The organism is Pseudomonas sp. C9, assembly GCF_002000165.1.
Taxonomy (GTDB): Bacteria; Pseudomonadota; Gammaproteobacteria; order Pseudomonadales; family Pseudomonadaceae; genus Aquipseudomonas.
This window is the reverse complement of sequence record NZ_MPAK01000001.1, coordinates 3,452,637-3,468,717: the sequence shown is the minus strand read 5'-3', so window position 1 is coordinate 3,468,717 and position 16,081 is coordinate 3,452,637. Positions and strand designations below refer to the sequence as shown.

At 57.6% G+C, this 16,081-nt stretch carries 17 protein-coding genes; 6 read left to right on the top strand and 11 right to left on the bottom strand.

What is annotated here, in order from left to right:
* Positions 1-34: 34 nt before the first annotated feature.
* A complete protein-coding gene (murJ, locus tag BMS17_RS16205; protein ID WP_046028555.1) occupies positions 35-1,573 on the bottom strand; it encodes a murein biosynthesis integral membrane protein MurJ in 1,539 nt (512 codons plus the stop codon).
* A 252-nt stretch (positions 1,574-1,825) separates the two neighbouring features.
* Here murJ and rpsT point away from each other — a divergent pair, with 252 nt between their 5' ends.
* Entirely contained in the window at positions 1,826-2,104 is a 279-nt protein-coding gene (gene rpsT / locus BMS17_RS16195; protein WP_007942340.1) for a 30S ribosomal protein S20, read from the top strand.
* 178 nt (positions 2,105-2,282) lie between these two features.
* Here rpsT and BMS17_RS16190 read toward each other — a convergent pair whose 3' ends face one another.
* From BMS17_RS16190 to rplU, 5 genes are all read right to left on the bottom strand, one after another.
* Complete coding sequence (locus BMS17_RS16190; RefSeq protein WP_046028557.1) at positions 2,283-2,747, bottom strand: CreA family protein; 465 nt, start codon at positions 2,745-2,747, stop codon at positions 2,283-2,285.
* Positions 2,748-2,759: 12 nt separating this feature from the next.
* On the bottom strand, positions 2,760-3,878 hold the full coding sequence (gene proB / locus BMS17_RS16185; protein ID WP_046028559.1) for a glutamate 5-kinase: 1,119 nt from the start codon (positions 3,876-3,878) through the stop codon (positions 2,760-2,762).
* A gap of 201 nt (positions 3,879-4,079) precedes the next feature.
* Positions 4,080-5,303, bottom strand: coding sequence for an Obg family GTPase CgtA (cgtA, locus tag BMS17_RS16180; protein ID WP_027924200.1), 1,224 nt, complete (start codon positions 5,301-5,303; stop codon positions 4,080-4,082).
* Between the two features lie 193 nt (positions 5,304-5,496).
* Positions 5,497-5,772 (bottom strand): 50S ribosomal protein L27, encoded by a 276-nt coding sequence (rpmA, locus tag BMS17_RS16175; protein ID WP_007943982.1) that lies wholly within the window; start codon positions 5,770-5,772, stop codon positions 5,497-5,499.
* Positions 5,773-5,806: 34 nt separating this feature from the next.
* Positions 5,807-6,121, bottom strand: coding sequence for a 50S ribosomal protein L21 (gene rplU, locus BMS17_RS16170; RefSeq protein WP_003176051.1), 315 nt, complete (start codon positions 6,119-6,121; stop codon positions 5,807-5,809).
* Positions 6,122-6,361: 240 nt separating this feature from the next.
* Between rplU and BMS17_RS16165 the strand changes: the two genes are divergently transcribed.
* From BMS17_RS16165 to BMS17_RS16155, 3 genes are all read left to right on the top strand, one after another.
* Complete coding sequence (locus BMS17_RS16165) at positions 6,362-7,330, top strand: polyprenyl synthetase family protein (protein WP_046028560.1); 969 nt, start codon at positions 6,362-6,364, stop codon at positions 7,328-7,330.
* Positions 7,331-7,521: 191 nt separating this feature from the next.
* Complete coding sequence (locus BMS17_RS16160) at positions 7,522-7,863, top strand: zinc ribbon domain-containing protein YjdM (RefSeq protein WP_046028563.1); 342 nt, start codon at positions 7,522-7,524, stop codon at positions 7,861-7,863.
* A gap of 204 nt (positions 7,864-8,067) precedes the next feature.
* Positions 8,068-8,325: a hypothetical protein gene (locus BMS17_RS16155; RefSeq protein ID WP_046028565.1), complete on the top strand. Its 258-nt coding sequence runs from the start codon at positions 8,068-8,070 to the stop codon at positions 8,323-8,325.
* Between the two features lie 113 nt (positions 8,326-8,438).
* Here BMS17_RS16155 and BMS17_RS16150 read toward each other — a convergent pair whose 3' ends face one another.
* The 3 genes from BMS17_RS16150 to BMS17_RS16140 form a co-directional block, all read right to left on the bottom strand.
* Positions 8,439-9,056, bottom strand: coding sequence for an FKBP-type peptidyl-prolyl cis-trans isomerase (locus BMS17_RS16150; protein ID WP_008028844.1), 618 nt, complete (start codon positions 9,054-9,056; stop codon positions 8,439-8,441).
* 120 nt (positions 9,057-9,176) lie between these two features.
* Positions 9,177-9,488, bottom strand: a complete 312-nt coding sequence (locus tag BMS17_RS16145) for a DUF6482 family protein (protein ID WP_046028569.1) — start codon at positions 9,486-9,488, stop codon at positions 9,177-9,179.
* A 210-nt stretch (positions 9,489-9,698) separates the two neighbouring features.
* Positions 9,699-10,187, bottom strand: coding sequence for a TIGR00645 family protein (locus tag BMS17_RS16140; protein WP_046028571.1), 489 nt, complete (start codon positions 10,185-10,187; stop codon positions 9,699-9,701).
* 170 nt (positions 10,188-10,357) lie between these two features.
* On the opposite strand from BMS17_RS16140, the gene BMS17_RS16135 reads away from it, so the two are divergent.
* Positions 10,358-12,187 (top strand): hypothetical protein, encoded by a 1,830-nt coding sequence (locus BMS17_RS16135; protein WP_046028573.1) that lies wholly within the window; start codon positions 10,358-10,360, stop codon positions 12,185-12,187.
* A gap of 5 nt (positions 12,188-12,192) precedes the next feature.
* Here the strand turns inward: BMS17_RS16135 and BMS17_RS16130 are convergent, their stop codons facing one another.
* Complete coding sequence (locus tag BMS17_RS16130) at positions 12,193-12,534, bottom strand: hypothetical protein (protein ID WP_046028575.1); 342 nt, start codon at positions 12,532-12,534, stop codon at positions 12,193-12,195.
* Between the two features lie 322 nt (positions 12,535-12,856).
* Positions 12,857-15,295 (bottom strand): Lon protease family protein, encoded by a 2,439-nt coding sequence (locus tag BMS17_RS16125; protein WP_046028577.1) that lies wholly within the window; start codon positions 15,293-15,295, stop codon positions 12,857-12,859.
* A gap of 280 nt (positions 15,296-15,575) precedes the next feature.
* Between BMS17_RS16125 and BMS17_RS16120 the strand changes: the two genes are divergently transcribed.
* A complete protein-coding gene (locus tag BMS17_RS16120) occupies positions 15,576-16,064 on the top strand; it encodes a DUF3015 domain-containing protein (RefSeq protein ID WP_046028578.1) in 489 nt (162 codons plus the stop codon).
* Positions 16,065-16,081 lie beyond the last annotated feature (17 nt).

Sequence of the window (16,081 nt, the reverse complement as noted above, 5' to 3'; positions counted from 1 at the left end):
TGCCGGCTCGCCCGTGTTTATCGAGGTCGCGACCTCAGCTCAGCGCCTTGCGATTGAAGTCGCGCAAACGGAAGCCCATCAGAAGCAACATCCCGAAATAGCTAACGATGCCGGCCGCGACCAAAGCGCCCAGGCGCAGGAACCGCTCAAGCATATGCCCTTGATCCCACGCTGGCATGAAATGCATGCCGAGCAACAACACGGCAGACATCACCAGCACGGCAATCACCAGCTTGAAGCCGAACTTCGCCCAGCCCGGCTGCGGTTGGTACATCTGCTGCTTGCGCAGTTGATAAAACAACAAACTCGCGTTGATACAAGCACCCGCGCTGATGGCGAGGGCCAAGCCGGCGTGGGCCAGAGGACCTATCAGCATCAGGTTGAACAGCTGTGTGACCACCAGGGTGAAAATTGCGATTTTTACCGGCGTGCGGATGTTTTGTTGCGCATAAAACCCCGGTGCCAGCACCTTAATCACGATAATTCCGAGCAATCCGACCGAGTAGGCGATCAGCGCCCGTTGCGTCATGGACGCATCGAAAGCGCTGAACTGCCCGTATTGGAACAGGGAAACGGTCAGCGGCTCGGCAAGAATTCCCAACGCCAGGGAACACGGCAACACCAGTACGAAGCACAGGCGCAGGCCCCAGTCGAGAATGCGCGAATACTCGTGACGGTCCTTGCTGGCGTAGGTTTTGGCCAGGGTCGGCAGCAAAATCGTGCCCAACGCCACACCCAAAACGCCGGACGGCAACTCCATCAAGCGGTCGGCGTAATACATCCAGGACACGGAACCGGCCACCAGGAACGACGCGAAAATAGTGTTGATGATCAGCGAAATCTGGCTGACCGATACGCCGAGAATCGCGGGCAGCATTTGTTTCATGACCCGCCAGACGCCACTGTCACGCAGGTTCAGGCGTGGCAATACCAGCAAACCGATTTTTTTCAGGTGCGGCAGTTGATAGAGCAATTGCGCCAGACCACCCACCAGAACTGCCCACCCCAGCGCCATGACCGGCGGATCGAAGTACGGGGTCAGGAACACTGAAAAGACGATCATGCTGACGTTGAGCAGCGTCGGCACGAAGGCCGGCACCGAAAAACGGTTGTAGGTATTGAGGATCGCCCCGGCCAGGGACGAAAGGGAAATCAACAGGATGTAGGGAAAAGTCACCCGCAACAGGCTGGTCGTCAGCTCGAATTTTTCCGGTGTATCGGTAAAACCCGGCGCGGTCGCCCAGATCACCCAGGGCGCAGCCAGCATGCCCAACGCCGTGACCAGCGCCAGCACCAGCGTCAGCAGGCCCGACACGTAGGCAATGAACGTTCGCGTCGCCTCCTCACCTTGCTGGCTTTTGTATTCGGCCAGAATCGGCACGAATGCTTGGGAAAAAGCCCCCTCGGCGAAGATCCGCCGCAGCAGGTTGGGCAGTTTGAAGGCGATAAAGAAGGCGTCTGTCGCCATCCCGGCACCAAATATACGTGCGATGAGCGTGTCACGAACGAACCCCAAAACCCGGGAAATCATCGTGATAGAGCTGACGGCGGCCAACGATTTGAGCAGATTCATTGAAAGAGTTTGTGCCTGTCGATAAACAGCAGGCGAACAAAGCGCCTACTTATGCGATACTCCGCGCCGCAACAGCACAGAGCCAAAGCTCGCGAGTTTACAGGTCAAGCGCCGGAAATAAATATCCCGCCTCTTTACACCTACCACTTAGCGGAACGTCTCAACCGCCCTTGACAAGACATCAACTCATCGGCATGATTCGCGGCCTATTTTGTTTGCTATTTCCTAAAAAGTCTTTCGAGGAGCTCGACGGTGGCCAACACACCTTCCGCCAAAAAACGTGCAAAACAGGCTGAGAAGCGTCGCAGCCACAACGCCAGCCTGCGTTCCATGGTTCGTACCTACATCAAGAATGTAGTTAAGGCCATCGACGCAAAAGACGCTGCTAAAGCTCAAGCTGCTTACGTTCTGGCCGTGCCAGTTATCGACCGTATGGCCGATAAAGGCATCATCCACAAGAACAAGGCTGCTCGTCATAAGAGCCGCCTGAACGGTCACGTCAAGGCTCTGAACCTTGCTGTTGCCGCATAAGCGATAAGCTTGTTGAAAAACCGACCTCAGGGTCGGTTTTTTATTGCCTGCGATTTAACAAGACAACGCGCAAAAAAAATGTGGGAGCGAGCTTGCTCGCGATAGCGGACTTTCAGTCAACAGAGATATTGAATGTTAGTCAGTCATCGCGAGCAAGCTCGCATTGGTTTTGCGTAGGTTATTGAGCGTGCGCCCAGGGCAGAATTGGAATCGCCGTCACCGCGTTCTGGGGGCTACCCTCGATCAAACGATCGCTATAGACCAGATACACCAGCGTATTGCGCTTCTTGTCGAGGAAACGCACCACCTGCATGGTCTTGAACACCAGCGATGTGCGCTCCTTGAACACCTCATCACCATCTTTCAGCTCACCCTTGAAGCTGATGGGCCCGACCTGACGGCAAGCGATAGATGCCTCCGCACGGTCTTCAGCCAAACCCAGACCACCCTTCACGCCGCCGGTCTTGGCGCGCGAGAGGTAGCAGGTCACGCCTTCAACCTTGGGGTCATCAAACGCCTCGACGACGATGCGGTCGTTCGGGCCGACGAATTTGAACACCGTCGACACCTGGCCAATTTCCTCAGCCGAAGCCAGCAGCGGGATTGCCAGCAGCAGCCCCAATAATCCTTTTGCCACGCGCATTCAGATATTCCTTCAGACCAGAATCAGGTTATCGCGGTGAACCAGTTCCGGCTCAGCCATATAACCCAACAGACCGACAATCGCCTCAGACGACTGACCGATAATTTTTTGTGCCTCCAAGGCACTGTAATTGGCCAGGCCGCGAGCAATTTCACGACCGTCCGGCGACACGCACACCACCATTTCGCCACGGCGGAAGCTGCCTTGCACCAGCTTCACGCCCACCGGCAGCAAACTTTTATTGCCCTGGGACAGCGCCGTCACGGCCCCCGCATCCAGCACCAGCGTGCCGCGGGTCTGCAAATGTCCGGCCAGCCACTGCTTGCGCGCCGCCAGCATGCCGCGCTCAGGCGATAGCAAGGTGCCGATGCGCTCACCCGCCTTCAAGCGATCCAGCACGCGCTCAATGCGCCCGCCGACGATGATGGTATGCGCCCCGGAGCGAGCCGCCAGACGCGCAGCACGCAGCTTGGTTTGCATGCCGCCACGCCCCAACGCGCCGCCGGTACCGCCAGCCACCGCGTCCAGCGCCGGATCATCGGCGCGCGCCTCGTAAATCAGGTTGGCATCAGGGTTGTTGCGCGGGTCAGCATCGAACATGCCATCGCGATCCGTAAGGATCACCAGCAAGTCGGCCTCGACCAGGTTGGCAACCAGTGCAGCCAGTGTGTCGTTGTCGCCAAAACGGATTTCGTCCGTCACCACGGTGTCGTTTTCGTTGATCACCGGGATCACCTTCAACTCCACCAACGCACGCAAGGTGCTGCGGGCATTCAGGTAGCGCTTGCGATCAGACAAGTCATCGTGCGTCAGGAGAATCTGCGCGGTATGCCGGCCATGCTCGGCAAAGCTCGACTCCCAAGCCTGCACCAACCCCATCTGACCGATGGCAGCGGCAGCCTGCAATTCATGCATCGCACTGGGTCGTACGCTCCAGCCCAGGCGGCTCATGCCGGCAGCCACAGCCCCGGAAGACACCAACACCAGTTCGACGCCAGCCTCATGCAACGCCACCATCTGCTCGACCCAGACACCCATTGCCGCGCGATCCAGGCCTTTGCCGTCCGCCGTCAGCAAAGCGCTGCCGATCTTCACGACCCAACGCTGCGCACCTGTCACCTTGCTCCGCATCATCTTCAACCTTAGCTTGAGGACAGCGCGACCTGGCACTGCCCGTGACGTTATTCGTGGCTATTCGTGACCAACTACCGATTTCCAGATACTAAAACGCCGCTCAATTGAGCGGCGCTTAGAGAGCCGGTCTGCCAGCGATGATAACACCGCGATCAGACAGATAAACCGCCATCGCGGGCAAGCCCGGCTCCTACCGAATCAGTCACGCACGTAAATGATTTCCGGACCGTCTTCGTCATCCACATCTTCTTCATCCCAATCATCGTCGCCGATGTCATGGACCGACTTCACGCCGCTACGACGCAGGGCACGCTGGTCATCCAGGGCCTGCAGTTGAGCACGCGCTTCGTCTTCGATGCGCTGATCGAGCTCAGCCAACTCTTCCTTGTAGGCCGGGTCGGCAGCCAGGCGATCAGCACGGTCTTCCATATAACGCATGATGTCGTGACACAGACGCTCAGTGCCCAGCTTGGAGATGGCCGAGATCACGTAAACCGGGCCGGTCCACTCCAGGCGATCAACGATTTCCTTGACGCGAGCATCGTGCTCTTCTTCAAGGATCTGGTCGCACTTGTTCAGCACCAGCCAGCGATCACGCTCAGCCAGGGACGGACTGAACTTGGTCAACTCGCTGACGATTACTTCAGCAGCATCCGGCGCACTGGTGTCATCCAGTGGCGCCATGTCCACGAGGTGCAGCAGCAAACGGGTACGCGACAAGTGCTTGAGGAAACGAATCCCCAGGCCGGCGCCATCGGAAGCACCTTCGATCAGCCCCGGAATGTCCGCAACCACGAAGCTCTTCCAGCGATCGACGCTGACCACACCCAGGTTCGGCACCAAAGTGGTGAACGGGTAGTCGGCGACTTTCGGCTTGGCGGCCGATACCGAGCGGATAAAGGTACTTTTACCGGCATTCGGCAAGCCCAGCAGACCGACGTCAGCCAGTACTTTCATTTCCAGCTTGAGATCACGCGCCTCACCCGGCTTACCCGGAGTGGTCTGACGCGGAGCGCGGTTGGTACTGGATTTGAAACGGGTGTTACCCAGACCGTGCCAGCCACCGTGAGCCACCAGCAGCTTCTGACCAGCCTTGGTCAGGTCGCCGATCACTTCTTGAGTGGCCGCATCGATGACAGTGGTGCCAACCGGTACGCGCAGCACCAACTCTTCACCTTTTTTGCCAGTGCAGTCGGTGCTACCACCGTTGGAACCGCGCTCGGCATCGAAGTGACGGGTGTAACGGTAGTCGACCAGGGTGTTGAGGTTTTCGTCGGCGATCATGTAGACCGAGCCGCCATCACCACCATCACCGCCGTTCGGGCCGCCGTTTTCAATGAATTTTTCGCGACGGAAGCTCATGCAACCGTTACCGCCGTCACCGGCCTTTACTCGAATCGATACTTCATCAACAAACTTCATAACAAAACGCCTCTCGCCATACGGACGAGCCGAAAAAATCTAGACATAAGACTCTTGCAAAAATGAGCGCAGCGACCTCATTCAACGACCGCAAAACCTGCGCTGGAGCCCATCACAAACAGCTTTGCAAGAGACTCACCCCACAAACGAAAAAGCCCCGTCGCAAGACAGGGCTTTTCCAGCAACCACGTAATTATGCCGCGACGACGTCAGTCTTCGGGACAATGCTTACGTAACGGCGGTTGAAAGCGCCTTTTACTTCAAACTTGATCACGCCGTCGATTTTAGCGAACAGAGTGTGATCTTTACCCATGCCAACACCGTAACCGGCGTGGAATTGGGTGCCGCGCTGACGCACGATGATGTTGCCCGGAATGATAACCTGGCCGCCATACATCTTCACGCCAAGGCGTTTGGCTTCTGAGTCGCGACCGTTACGGGTACTACCACCAGCTTTTTTGTGTGCCATGAGTCAATTCTCCTAGTGAGGAATTAGGCTAAAATTAAGCCTGAATACCGGTGATTTTGATCTCGGTGTACCACTGGCGGTGGCCCATACGCTTCATGTGGTGCTTACGACGACGGAACTTGATGATGCGGACTTTATCGTGACGACCTTGGGAGATCACTTCAGCCACAACGGTAGCGCCAGCAACAACTGGAGCGCCGATGTTCACGTCATCGCCATTGGCGACCAACAGAACGCGATCAAAAGTAACGGATTCGCCGGTAGCGATTTCCAGTTTTTCGATCTTCAGGTATTCACCTGGGGCGACCTTGTATTGCTTGCCACCAGTAACAATTACTGCGTACGACATGGTATTTCTCCGATAATCCTGCTCACCCAGCTCTTTATAAGAAGAGGTATTGGCTGGCATGGCTGCATAGGGCTGGAAGGCCTGTTTGCAATTGCGTAAGGCAGGTGCTGCCCAGGAAGTTCAGGGTGCGCGATTGTACGCAAGCTGCCGGAGCGATGCAAGAGGCCGTCTATCGTGCCTTGACACCCGCCGACGTGGGTCCTAGCATGCCGCGCAACCCTTCTGGAGCAACTGTCGCTGATGCAACCCCAAGCTTTCTACCGCGCGGTGGCGGACGATTTTAGCGCCGTCGACGGCATCATCAAGAAGCAGCTGACTTCCCGAGTGCCGCTGGTATCGAAAATCGGCGATTACATTACCTCGGCTGGCGGTAAACGCCTTCGTCCTTTATTAGTGTTGCTGTGTGGCAAGGCGCTGGGCCGTGAAGGCGATGACCTGCGCCTGCTGGCGGCAACCATCGAATTCCTGCACACCGCGACCCTGCTGCACGACGACGTGGTCGACATGTCAGGCATGCGCCGTGGCCGCTCGACGGCAAACGCCATGTGGGGCAACGCACCGAGCGTGCTGGTTGGCGACTTCCTCTACTCGCGTTCCTTCGAAATGATGGTCGAACTGGGCTCCATGCCGGTCATGAAGATCCTTTCGCAAGCGACCCGCATCATCGCCGAAGGCGAAGTGTTGCAGCTGTCGAAGGTCCGTGACGCCAGCACCACTGAAGAAACCTACATGGAAGTCATCCGCGGCAAGACCGCGATGCTCTTCGAAGCGTCGACCCACAGCGCCGCCGCTCTTTGCGAAGCCACGTCGGAACAGGCTGAAGCACTGCGCACCTTTGGCGACCACCTGGGCGTGGCTTTCCAGCTGGTGGACGACCTGCTGGACTACAAGGGCGATGCCGAAACCCTGGGCAAGAACGTCGGTGACGATCTGGCCGAAGGCAAGCCAACCCTGCCGCTGATCTTCACCATGCGCGAAGGCACGCCAGAGCAAGCTGCGCTGGTGCGCAAGGCGATCCAGAAAGGCGGCATCGAAGACCTGGAAAGCATCCGCGAAGCGGTAGAAGCGTCTGGTTCGCTGGAATATACCGCGCAACTGGCTCGTGATTACGTGGCCCGGGCTATCAAGTGCCTCGACGCACTGCCTGCCAGCGAATACCGCGATGCACTGGTCGAATTGAGCGAATTTGCGGTCGCCCGCACGCACTGATCCCACCTGTTAGAACCCGGCTCCTGTAGGAGCCTGGCTTGCCAGCGATGGCATCAACCCGGTCTAACGATAAACCGTGGTGATGCCATCGCGGGCAAGCCCGGCTCCTACAAAGATCGCGCTGCCCCACCATCCGCCAAAAACCCTATATAATGTGCGCTTTTTAGCGATCCTGAATCCAAGGAGCTTTAGTGAGCACGTTGCCACCCTGCCCAAAATGCAATTCCGAATACACCTATGAAGACGGCGCACAGCTGATCTGCCCCGAGTGCGCGCACGAATGGTCTGCCAGCGGTGAAGCTGACGTGGCGTCCGATGACACGGTGAAAAAGGATTCGGTCGGCAACGTCCTGCAGGACGGCGACACCATCACCGTGATCAAGGACCTCAAGGTCAAAGGCACGTCGCTGGTGGTCAAGGTCGGCACCAAGGTCAAGAACATCCGCCTGTGTGATGGCGACCACGACATCGACTGCAAGATCGACGGCATCGGCCCGATGAAGCTCAAATCCGAGTTCGTCAGAAAAGTCTGAACCTGCTGTATTCCATCCCGCGCCCTGCGTGGGATGGTGCTTCGCCCTCCCCGTTTCAATCCGCAAACACGAGACATAGCCAAACGCCAGCCGCTTGACCTTGCGCAGTCTTTACCCAGAAAAAATCCCGATCCGCCAATAGGCCCTTGCTATTTGATGAATAAGAATTATTCTCATTGAAACCCATCAATGGAGATGAGATTCATGACTTACTTAATCGATGCCTGGCTCGACCGCCCACACCCTTACCTCAGGATCCTGCATCGGGAAACCGGGGAAGTCTGCGCGGTACTTGAAGAAGAAGCGCTGAATGAACTGCAGGATCAGGGTGACCTGGACGTCAATGGCCTGAGTTCCAGCGAGCCACTGGTGCTCAAGGAACTGGTGCGTAATCTGTTTCTGTTCTGCTATGCCCGGGCGTTGCGCCCCAGCAGTGAACTGCACCACAGGATCGAGATATGAAAAAGTCCGAAAATCCTTGTAGGAGCAAAGCTTGCTCGCGATACAGACGATTTGGTTTCGCCTTGAAAACGAGTTGATGCCATCGCGGGCAAGCCATGCTCCTACAGGGGGGATTACAGAACGTCGAGCAGTTCGACGTCGAATACCAGTACGCTGTGCGGCGGAATGCTGCCAACGCCTTGAGCGCCGTAAGCCAGTTCGCTCGGCACGTACAGACGCCATTTGCTACCGGCGTTCATCAGTTGCAGGGCTTCGGTCCAGCCAGCGATCACGCCGCCAACCGGGAACTCTGCAGGCTGGCCGCGCTCGTAGGAGCTGTCGAACACAGTGCCGTCGATCAGGGTGCCGTGGTAGTGAGTACGCACTTGATCTTCACGGGTTGGCTTGGCGCCTTCACCGGCAGTCAATACTTCGAATTGCAGGCCGGAAGCCAGGGTGGTGATGCCATCACGCTTGGCGTTTTCAGCCAGGAAAGCCAGGCCTTCGCCAGCAGCCGCTTCAGCTTTGGCAGCCGCTTCGGCCTGCATGATTTCGCGGATCACCTTGAAGCTCGCGGACATTTCTTCCTGGCCAACACGGCTTTCCTTGCCGGCGAAGGCATCGGTCAGGCCAGCCAGGATTGCGTCCAGGCTAACGCCCGGTGGCGGGTTGTCGCGCAGTTGGTCGCCCAGCTGACGGCCAATACCGTAGCTGACGCGGGTTTCGTCGGTGGACAGATTTACTTCGGACATGACACTGCTCCGCTGTGCGGACGGCTCGGGAACTTGCCGTGCGTGCACAGCGCGTCCCGGAGCGCCCGGAACCAAAAGGGCCAGCAGACTAGCACAGATGCCGTAGCGTTGATTAGGACCTCAGTGGTGCCATGCGCTCTGGAAGGCGAGTTGCACCTTCAGGTTTTCCTCTGCATTGGAAACAAGCCCGCACATTTCATCATGAACCAGGGTATGCACAAGGTTGAATGGCAATGTGGGGAAGTCATGGAGTATCTGACGCGCATGCTCGACCGAACGTAGATTGAACATTTGGTCATGGGCATCACTCAAGGGATACGCTGCGCCATGCATGCGTGCTTCCAGCAAGTAGATCCCGCCTTCCATGGAGATCAGGTTCAGCTCATCGATTTTCCCTGCGATGGCATAAGCACGTAATTCAACAAGGTTCATGGATGCACCCCTACAGTGACGAGCCGAGACTACTTACAGGGATAGGCTTCGGCGCATCAAAGTACAAGCCAGAAACGACACCGCCCGTCCGGTTCGACCGAATAACCCTTGTAGGAGCATGGCTTGCCCGCGATGGCATCACCGCTGTTTATCGTCAGACCGAGGTGTAGCCATCGCAGGCAAGCCATGCTCCTACAGGGGTTGGGCTAATCAGTGCTTGGTCAGCTTGTCCAGGTAGCCCATGGCGAACGCCGATATCACGAACGTCATGTGAATGATCACGTACCACTTCAAATGCTCGGGATCGACGTTCTTGGCATCCATGAAGATCCGCAGCAGGTGGATAGAGGAAATCGCCACGATAGAAGCCGCCACTTTCATCTTCAGTGAAGATGAATCCATGGTGCCCAGCCAGTTGAGCTTTTCCTTGTGTTCGTCGATGTCCAGTTCAGAGACGAAGTTCTCGTAACCGGAAATCATCACCATCACCAGCAAACCGCCCACCAGCGCCATGTCGATCAGCGACAGCAGCACCAGGATCAGATCCGACTCCGCCATCGAGAATACGTTAGGGATAACGTGGAAAACTTCCTGAAAGAACTTCAGCGCCAGAGCCAGTAGCCCGAGGGACAGTCCGAAGTAGATTGGCGCCAGCAGCCAGCGGGAGGCGTACATTGCGTTTTCGATAAAGCGTTCCATTGAATCTCACACAGGGTTGGAAATGGCGGCGAGTATATCAGCCACCTGTCTATACCCAGAAGCAGCCAGAAACCGTCGAGAAATCCGCCACCTGCGCGTGTGTCACAAAGTTTTTCTGCTAGTGTCCAGACTATTGACCGCTCAGCGACATCGGACAGGAAGACTGGAAAATGGATGTGCGATTGCCTTTATCGAGTGCCGGTATCTGCCTGATTCTGCTGATGAGCGGCTGCTCGCCCGGCGAGGATAAGCATCAGGTCAGCCTCGAGGAAAAAACCGCGCAGTTCGAGCAGTCACTGGATCAGATCCAGGACCCGAAACTCAAGGACGCGGTCTCCGAACTCGGCGGTTCACTCCTGCTGCTTGAACGTGCGCAGCTCAAACTCGACAGCAAACCGGTGGAAACCGAATACGGCGAAGATGCCCTCGCCGTGCTCAAGCACTACCCCACGCCCCAGGCTCTGGTCGACACCTACATCAATGGCCTGTTTGTGCTGCACAAGGATTCCAGCTCCGATTACCTGACCGACCTGCAACCGGTGTTCCCCTTCAATTTCAGTATTCCGGCAGCGTTCCTGTTCCCCCATGGCCTGGAATGGCAGTCGGTGACACTGAGCAACAAACGAGTCATCCCCTTCCAGCCCGAATGGTCGGAAACCGATCCCGGCATTCAACTCAGCCCGTCGAGTTCCAACCTGACCAACCCCGATGACCTGACGGTGACTTACCCTTTCATCGAAGGCCTGGATGTCGACAAAAAAAACCAGCCGCAACCGGTGAGCCTGCAAGGCAAAGTCGAAGTGATCGCACCGCACCGGCTCTATAACTTCGACCTGAGCAAAAAGGACGTTGGCCAGACCCGCACCAACGACAACCTCAGCGTGACCCTGTTGAAGCTTGAAAAGAACTACGCCGAGATCGAATACACCAACAGCGCGCCAGTGGCCCCCGAAGTCGGTGAAACGCCGCTGAACCCCCTGATTGTCCAGGCCAAAGACACCACCGGGCAATTTCTCTCGCGGGCCGGCTCGATCAACGAAACCGCCACGCAAATTGCCTTCTATCAAAAACAACTGGCGAAAATGCAGCAACAAAAGGCCTGGAGCGAGGCGTTCGAACATCAGCTCGATGAAGAACAGCGCACGTTCGAGAAGCAGCAGGGCCGGCACTATTCCAAGGTGTATTTCAACGGGCCGATCGAGACCCTTGAAGTCAGCCTGCTGGACTTCTCGAGCGTCACCGTAACCCGCAAGGACCTGAAGCTGACGGTACTGAGCTTCGACTCGCATACCACGGCAAAAACCATTCAGCCGCTGACCTTGCCGGTGGTGGTGTACGACGATCAGGTGCCGAACTGGCTCAAGGGCGCGACACTGAGTGAGGAACAGCTGAAAAAAAGCATCAACGTCAATCAGTCGGTGGAAGACCCGAGCGCAGCGCGTATCGAGTTCACTCACCCCAGAAGCTTCAATGACGAATTGCTTGGCAACTCTTTCAGCCCCGGCGATAGCCCGGTCAGTTTTTTTACCGCGGACAGTAACGGCAAACGCGATGAACCGATCGAACTGCCGCCAGAGGCTTACCAGGTCGACCCTCTGCGCGGCACGATCACCTATGACCTGAACCTGTTTGCGCAAACACCGGCCTTCGCAGTGGGCTCCATGCCGTTGTTTCTGGCCACCGTCGACAAACAGACGCTCGACACCCGCAAATTACCCAAGGGCCTGGAGCTCAAAGGCAATGCGCTGATGGTGGATGTGAAGTTGTTTCCTGCGCAGGACTGGCGATTTTTCGCCAAGGATGACAGTGGGAACTACCTGAAGGAGATTCTTGCGGTCACGCACGACGCCAGTACCGATGGCCCGGCGTTATTCGACGTGCACTACTTCTATGGCCAGCCCACACAACTGGAAAGTTATCAGCGAACCGACCTCGCCACCGTGCAGTACGGTTTCGAAGTCAAACTGGCCAAGGCTGATATGAGCCAGCTTGATCAATAAGCCGCTCAGTGATCGGGCCGATACTCGAACCCGCCGAGATTGCGGCAACGGCCACCATTGATTTCCCGCAGTTGGGCTTGCAGGTGCAGGCACCAGATTTGTGGATCGTCGGCCAGTTCGTAGCCGTGCAGGGTCAGGCTTTCAACAATGGTGTCGAGGATGGATTCAGCCACGAAAGGGCCATGAAACGGGCCTTGCGCCTTGATGGCCGAGGGTTGCTCGCCAGCCATTCCGGCGGCGAAGAGCAGGGTCCACATGCCCGTATCTCCCGCCAGAGGGCGGATAGCACATTCGATACGGGTGACAAGACCCAGGCATTGACGGGTAAGGCAGAGGTTGCGCGACATGGCGGCGACCCTCGGTAGATCCGGTATTCAGCCCCCACGGGAAGGCTGTCTCGATCCTGTGATTACTGTCGATATCCCTGAACCAGAGAATAGAAGAAAAGTTTGACTAGCACGCCAGGCGAGACCAGAAGGCGCCGAATGGTCATTGTGTGAAGATTGACGCCAGAGTGATGGCACTTTCGGCCTACACCACAAAAAATTGTGGGAGCCGAGCTTGCTCGCGATAGCGGACTTTCAACCAACAAAGATGTTGAATGTCAGTGCCTCATCGCGAGCAAGCTCGGCTCCCACAGGAGGTGTATGAACTCAGCTCAAAACCGCGTCACGCTGGTTTTGTTTCGGCCAACGCCTCCTGCGCCATCTCTTTCTCGGCTTCCTTGAGGTCTTCCTCGCTGATCATCTCGGCAATCACCCGCAGACGCTCCACCACCCGCGCATTGACGCTGCCTTCAGGGAATTCGCCATTTTCATCCGGCGCACCTGCCGGTTCGCCCACCAACAGGCTCAAGGCTTCGTCCGCCTGACGCACCGCATAGACATGGAACTGCCCCGCGCGCACGGCGGTCAGCACTTTCTCATCGAGCATCAGCGTGGCAACGTTCGCCTGCGGAATGATCGCCCCTTGATGGCCGGTCAGCCCGCGCGCTTCGCAAAGCCGGAAGAAACCTTCGATCTTCTCGTTGACCCCGCCCACGGCCTGCACTTCGCCGAACTGGTTGATGGACCCGGTGATCGCAAAGCACTGCTTGAGCGGTGTTTTCGACAAGGCCGAAATCAGCGTGCACGCCTCGCCCAGCGACGCACTGTCACCATCGACATACCCGTAGGACTGTTCCAGGGCGATGCTCGCGGAAATGGCCAGCGGGAACTCCTGGGCGTAACGACTGCCCAGATACCCGGTGAGGATCATCACGCCTTTTGAGTGAATCGGCTGGCCGAGGTTAACTTCGCGCTCGATGTCGACGATGCCACTGCCACCTGGATACACCGTGGCGGAAATCCGCGCGGGCACACCGAAGGCCGAGTCGCCGACTTCCAGCACCGTCAGCCCGTTGCACTTGCCGACCGCCGCGCCATCGGTGTCGATCAGGATGATACCGGCCAGCATGTCGTCGAGAATCCGAGCTGAAACGCGCCCGGTACGCGTGGCCTTGGCCTTGAGCGCACGCTCGATGTGACCGGCGTCGGTCATTTCATCGCCGGCCAGGTGACGAATGAAGTCCGCCTCGCTGACCAGTTGGAACAGATCACCGATACGCGCCGACAAGCGCCCCTGATGCTCGGCCAGGCGTGCACTGTACGTGGCCAGACGCGCCACCGCATCGGCCGTCAACGGCGCCATGCCTTCTTCGGAAGTGCGGGTTTTGAGCAACTGGGCAAACTGCTCCAGGCTCTCGTCGACCATCGGGATGTCTTCGTCGAAGTCCACTAGGACGCGGAACATCTCCTGGAAGTCCGGATCGAGGTCTTGCAGCGTGTAATACAGCTGGCGGGCACCGATGATGACGACTTTGACCGCCAACGGAATGTGTTGCGGCGTCAGGGTCACGGTGGCCAGTCGACCCAGCTCACCCAACGGCGATTCCATTTTCAGCTTGCGCGATTGCAGGGCGCGCTTGAGCGCATCCCACACGAACGGCTCGCTGAGCATTTTTTCCGCTTCAAGAATCAGGAAGCCGCCGTTGGCCCGGTGCAAGGCACCCGGACGCAGCTGCCGATAGGTCGTGTACAACGCGCCTTGGTCGGTACTGTATTCAATACGGCCAAACAGGTTTTCGTACGTCGGGTGCGGCTCGAACACCACCGGCGCACCGCCGCTGGCCGAATGCCCGACCACCAGGCTTGGCGCGTACTGCTCTTCCAGCAACTTGCGGGCAATGGCGTCGGTTTTGCTGTCGTCGACCAGTTGCTCGACAACCGTTTTCAGCAAATAAACCTGCATCGCTTGCAGGTAACCGCACACCGCCGCGTTTTCTGCGTACTTCTCCGAAAGAGGTGACAGCAGCGGCTGCAAGGCCAGGGTGATGGTTTCTTCGTTGAGGTGGCGCAGTTGATTGCTCGACTCACGCTTCCATTGCGGCAGGCTGGCGAGTTCCTCGTTCAGACGCTCTTCCAGACCGGAAATATCTTCGTGGAAACGTTCGCGATCGGCTTCCGGCAACTGGGCGAATTCCGCTTCATCCAGCGCCTTGCCTTCACTCATCGGGGTAAACGCGATGTTGCTGGCGTCGCGATACAGGGCGACTTCTTTTTCCAGGGCCAGGCGCTCGATGACATCCAGAGCCTTGTCATAGCGCTGGTTGAAGGCGCGGTCGATGGCGCTTTTCTTCTGCTGGTAGGACGGGTGTTCGAACACCGCCGGAAAGGTCGCCAGCAAGTTATCGATCAAGCCGTTGATGTCGCCGATGAAAGCACCCGCGGTGCCCGACGGCAATTCCAGGGCGCGCGGCTCGCGCGGTTCATCAAAATTGTTGACGTAGACCCAGTCCGCCGGGGTCTTCAGGCGTTTGCCTTCGGCCTTCAGGTAGCGTTTGACGAAAGAAAACCGGCCGGTACCGGGCTCACCCATGACAAAGACGTTGTAACCAGGGCGTGGCATGGCCACACCGAACTGCAAGGCTTCAACCGCACGTTCCTGGCCAAGCACACCGCGAAAGGGCTCCAGATCATTGGTGGTAGAGAAGCTGAACTGTTCAGCGGAAAACGGACGGGTCAGCGCTTCAGGCGCTAGACGCAAGCTGGCAGCAACAGGATCAGGCATCGGGCTTCCTTAACAATCAGGCGGGGCAGATAGCGGCATTCTGGCGCTGCCCATACCTCACTTGCAAGGCGCACCTCAAGCCAAAGCATCGGCAAGCCGCCATCCCCAGGTGGACCGGGGCTAAATCCATGATTTCAGCGAATGTTTTGCAAAAAAACACGGAACCCCCGGATCGTGCCTAAACTCCAAACTGCGCGGCTGGATAAATAACCGGCCCACTGGCGCCAGAATGGGCCAGAACCCCCTAGTCCATCGGTATGCACACAAAGAGAACATAGCTATGAAACGGATTCTTCTCGGTACTCTCTTCACCGCTGTATCCATCAATGCCATGGCACAGGCGCCAGGCGGCCCGGATTGCGGTTGGGGCAACATGCTGTTCGAAGGTCAGCGTGGCACCCCGGCTCACTTCATGGCCTCCACCACCAACGGCACCTCCGGCAACGCGACCTTCGGCATGACCTCCGGTACCAACGGTTGCGCCACGAATGCATCGCTGACCTACGGCGGTAAATCCTGGATTGCCATGAATGGCATGATGAACGAGCTGTCCGAAGACATGGCTAAAGGTCAGGGCGAAGCGCTAACCACTTACGCCGTGGTACTGGGCGTGGCGCCGGAAGACCGTGCACATTTCGCTGCGGTGACTCACGAACACTTCCAGCAAATTTTCAGCAAGGCTGACGTGACCGCTGAAGACGTGCATACCAACACCCTGGCCGTTCTGAAGAGCGATCCGCGTCTGGCCAAGTACGCCACTCAAGCTTAAGCTCGAACCGCCCGCTC

What these genes read in the sequence shown, in the direction of transcription:
- murJ (WP_046028555.1), bottom strand. Translation starts at nt 1,573, where the DNA reads ATGAATCTGCTCAAATCGTTGGCCGCCGTCAGCTCTATCACGATGATT.
- BMS17_RS16190 (WP_046028557.1), bottom strand. Translation starts at nt 2,747, where the DNA reads ATGCGCGTGGCAAAAGGATTATTGGGGCTGCTGCTGGCAATCCCGCTG.
- proB (WP_046028559.1), bottom strand. Translation starts at nt 3,878, where the DNA reads ATGCGGAGCAAGGTGACAGGTGCGCAGCGTTGGGTCGTGAAGATCGGC.
- cgtA (WP_027924200.1), bottom strand. Translation starts at nt 5,303, where the DNA reads ATGAAGTTTGTTGATGAAGTATCGATTCGAGTAAAGGCCGGTGACGGC.
- rpmA (WP_007943982.1), bottom strand. Translation starts at nt 5,772, where the DNA reads ATGGCACACAAAAAAGCTGGTGGTAGTACCCGTAACGGTCGCGACTCA.
- rplU (WP_003176051.1), bottom strand. Translation starts at nt 6,121, where the DNA reads ATGTCGTACGCAGTAATTGTTACTGGTGGCAAGCAATACAAGGTCGCC.
- BMS17_RS16165 (WP_046028560.1), top strand. Translation starts at nt 6,362, where the DNA reads ATGCAACCCCAAGCTTTCTACCGCGCGGTGGCGGACGATTTTAGCGCC.
- BMS17_RS16155 (WP_046028565.1), top strand. Translation starts at nt 8,068, where the DNA reads ATGACTTACTTAATCGATGCCTGGCTCGACCGCCCACACCCTTACCTC.
- BMS17_RS16150 (WP_008028844.1), bottom strand. Translation starts at nt 9,056, where the DNA reads ATGTCCGAAGTAAATCTGTCCACCGACGAAACCCGCGTCAGCTACGGT.
- BMS17_RS16145 (WP_046028569.1), bottom strand. Translation starts at nt 9,488, where the DNA reads ATGAACCTTGTTGAATTACGTGCTTATGCCATCGCAGGGAAAATCGAT.
- BMS17_RS16140 (WP_046028571.1), bottom strand. Translation starts at nt 10,187, where the DNA reads ATGGAACGCTTTATCGAAAACGCAATGTACGCCTCCCGCTGGCTGCTG.
- BMS17_RS16135 (WP_046028573.1), top strand. Translation starts at nt 10,358, where the DNA reads ATGGATGTGCGATTGCCTTTATCGAGTGCCGGTATCTGCCTGATTCTG.
- BMS17_RS16130 (WP_046028575.1), bottom strand. Translation starts at nt 12,534, where the DNA reads ATGTCGCGCAACCTCTGCCTTACCCGTCAATGCCTGGGTCTTGTCACC.
- BMS17_RS16125 (WP_046028577.1), bottom strand. Translation starts at nt 15,295, where the DNA reads ATGCCTGATCCTGTTGCTGCCAGCTTGCGTCTAGCGCCTGAAGCGCTG.
- BMS17_RS16120 (WP_046028578.1), top strand. Translation starts at nt 15,576, where the DNA reads ATGAAACGGATTCTTCTCGGTACTCTCTTCACCGCTGTATCCATCAAT.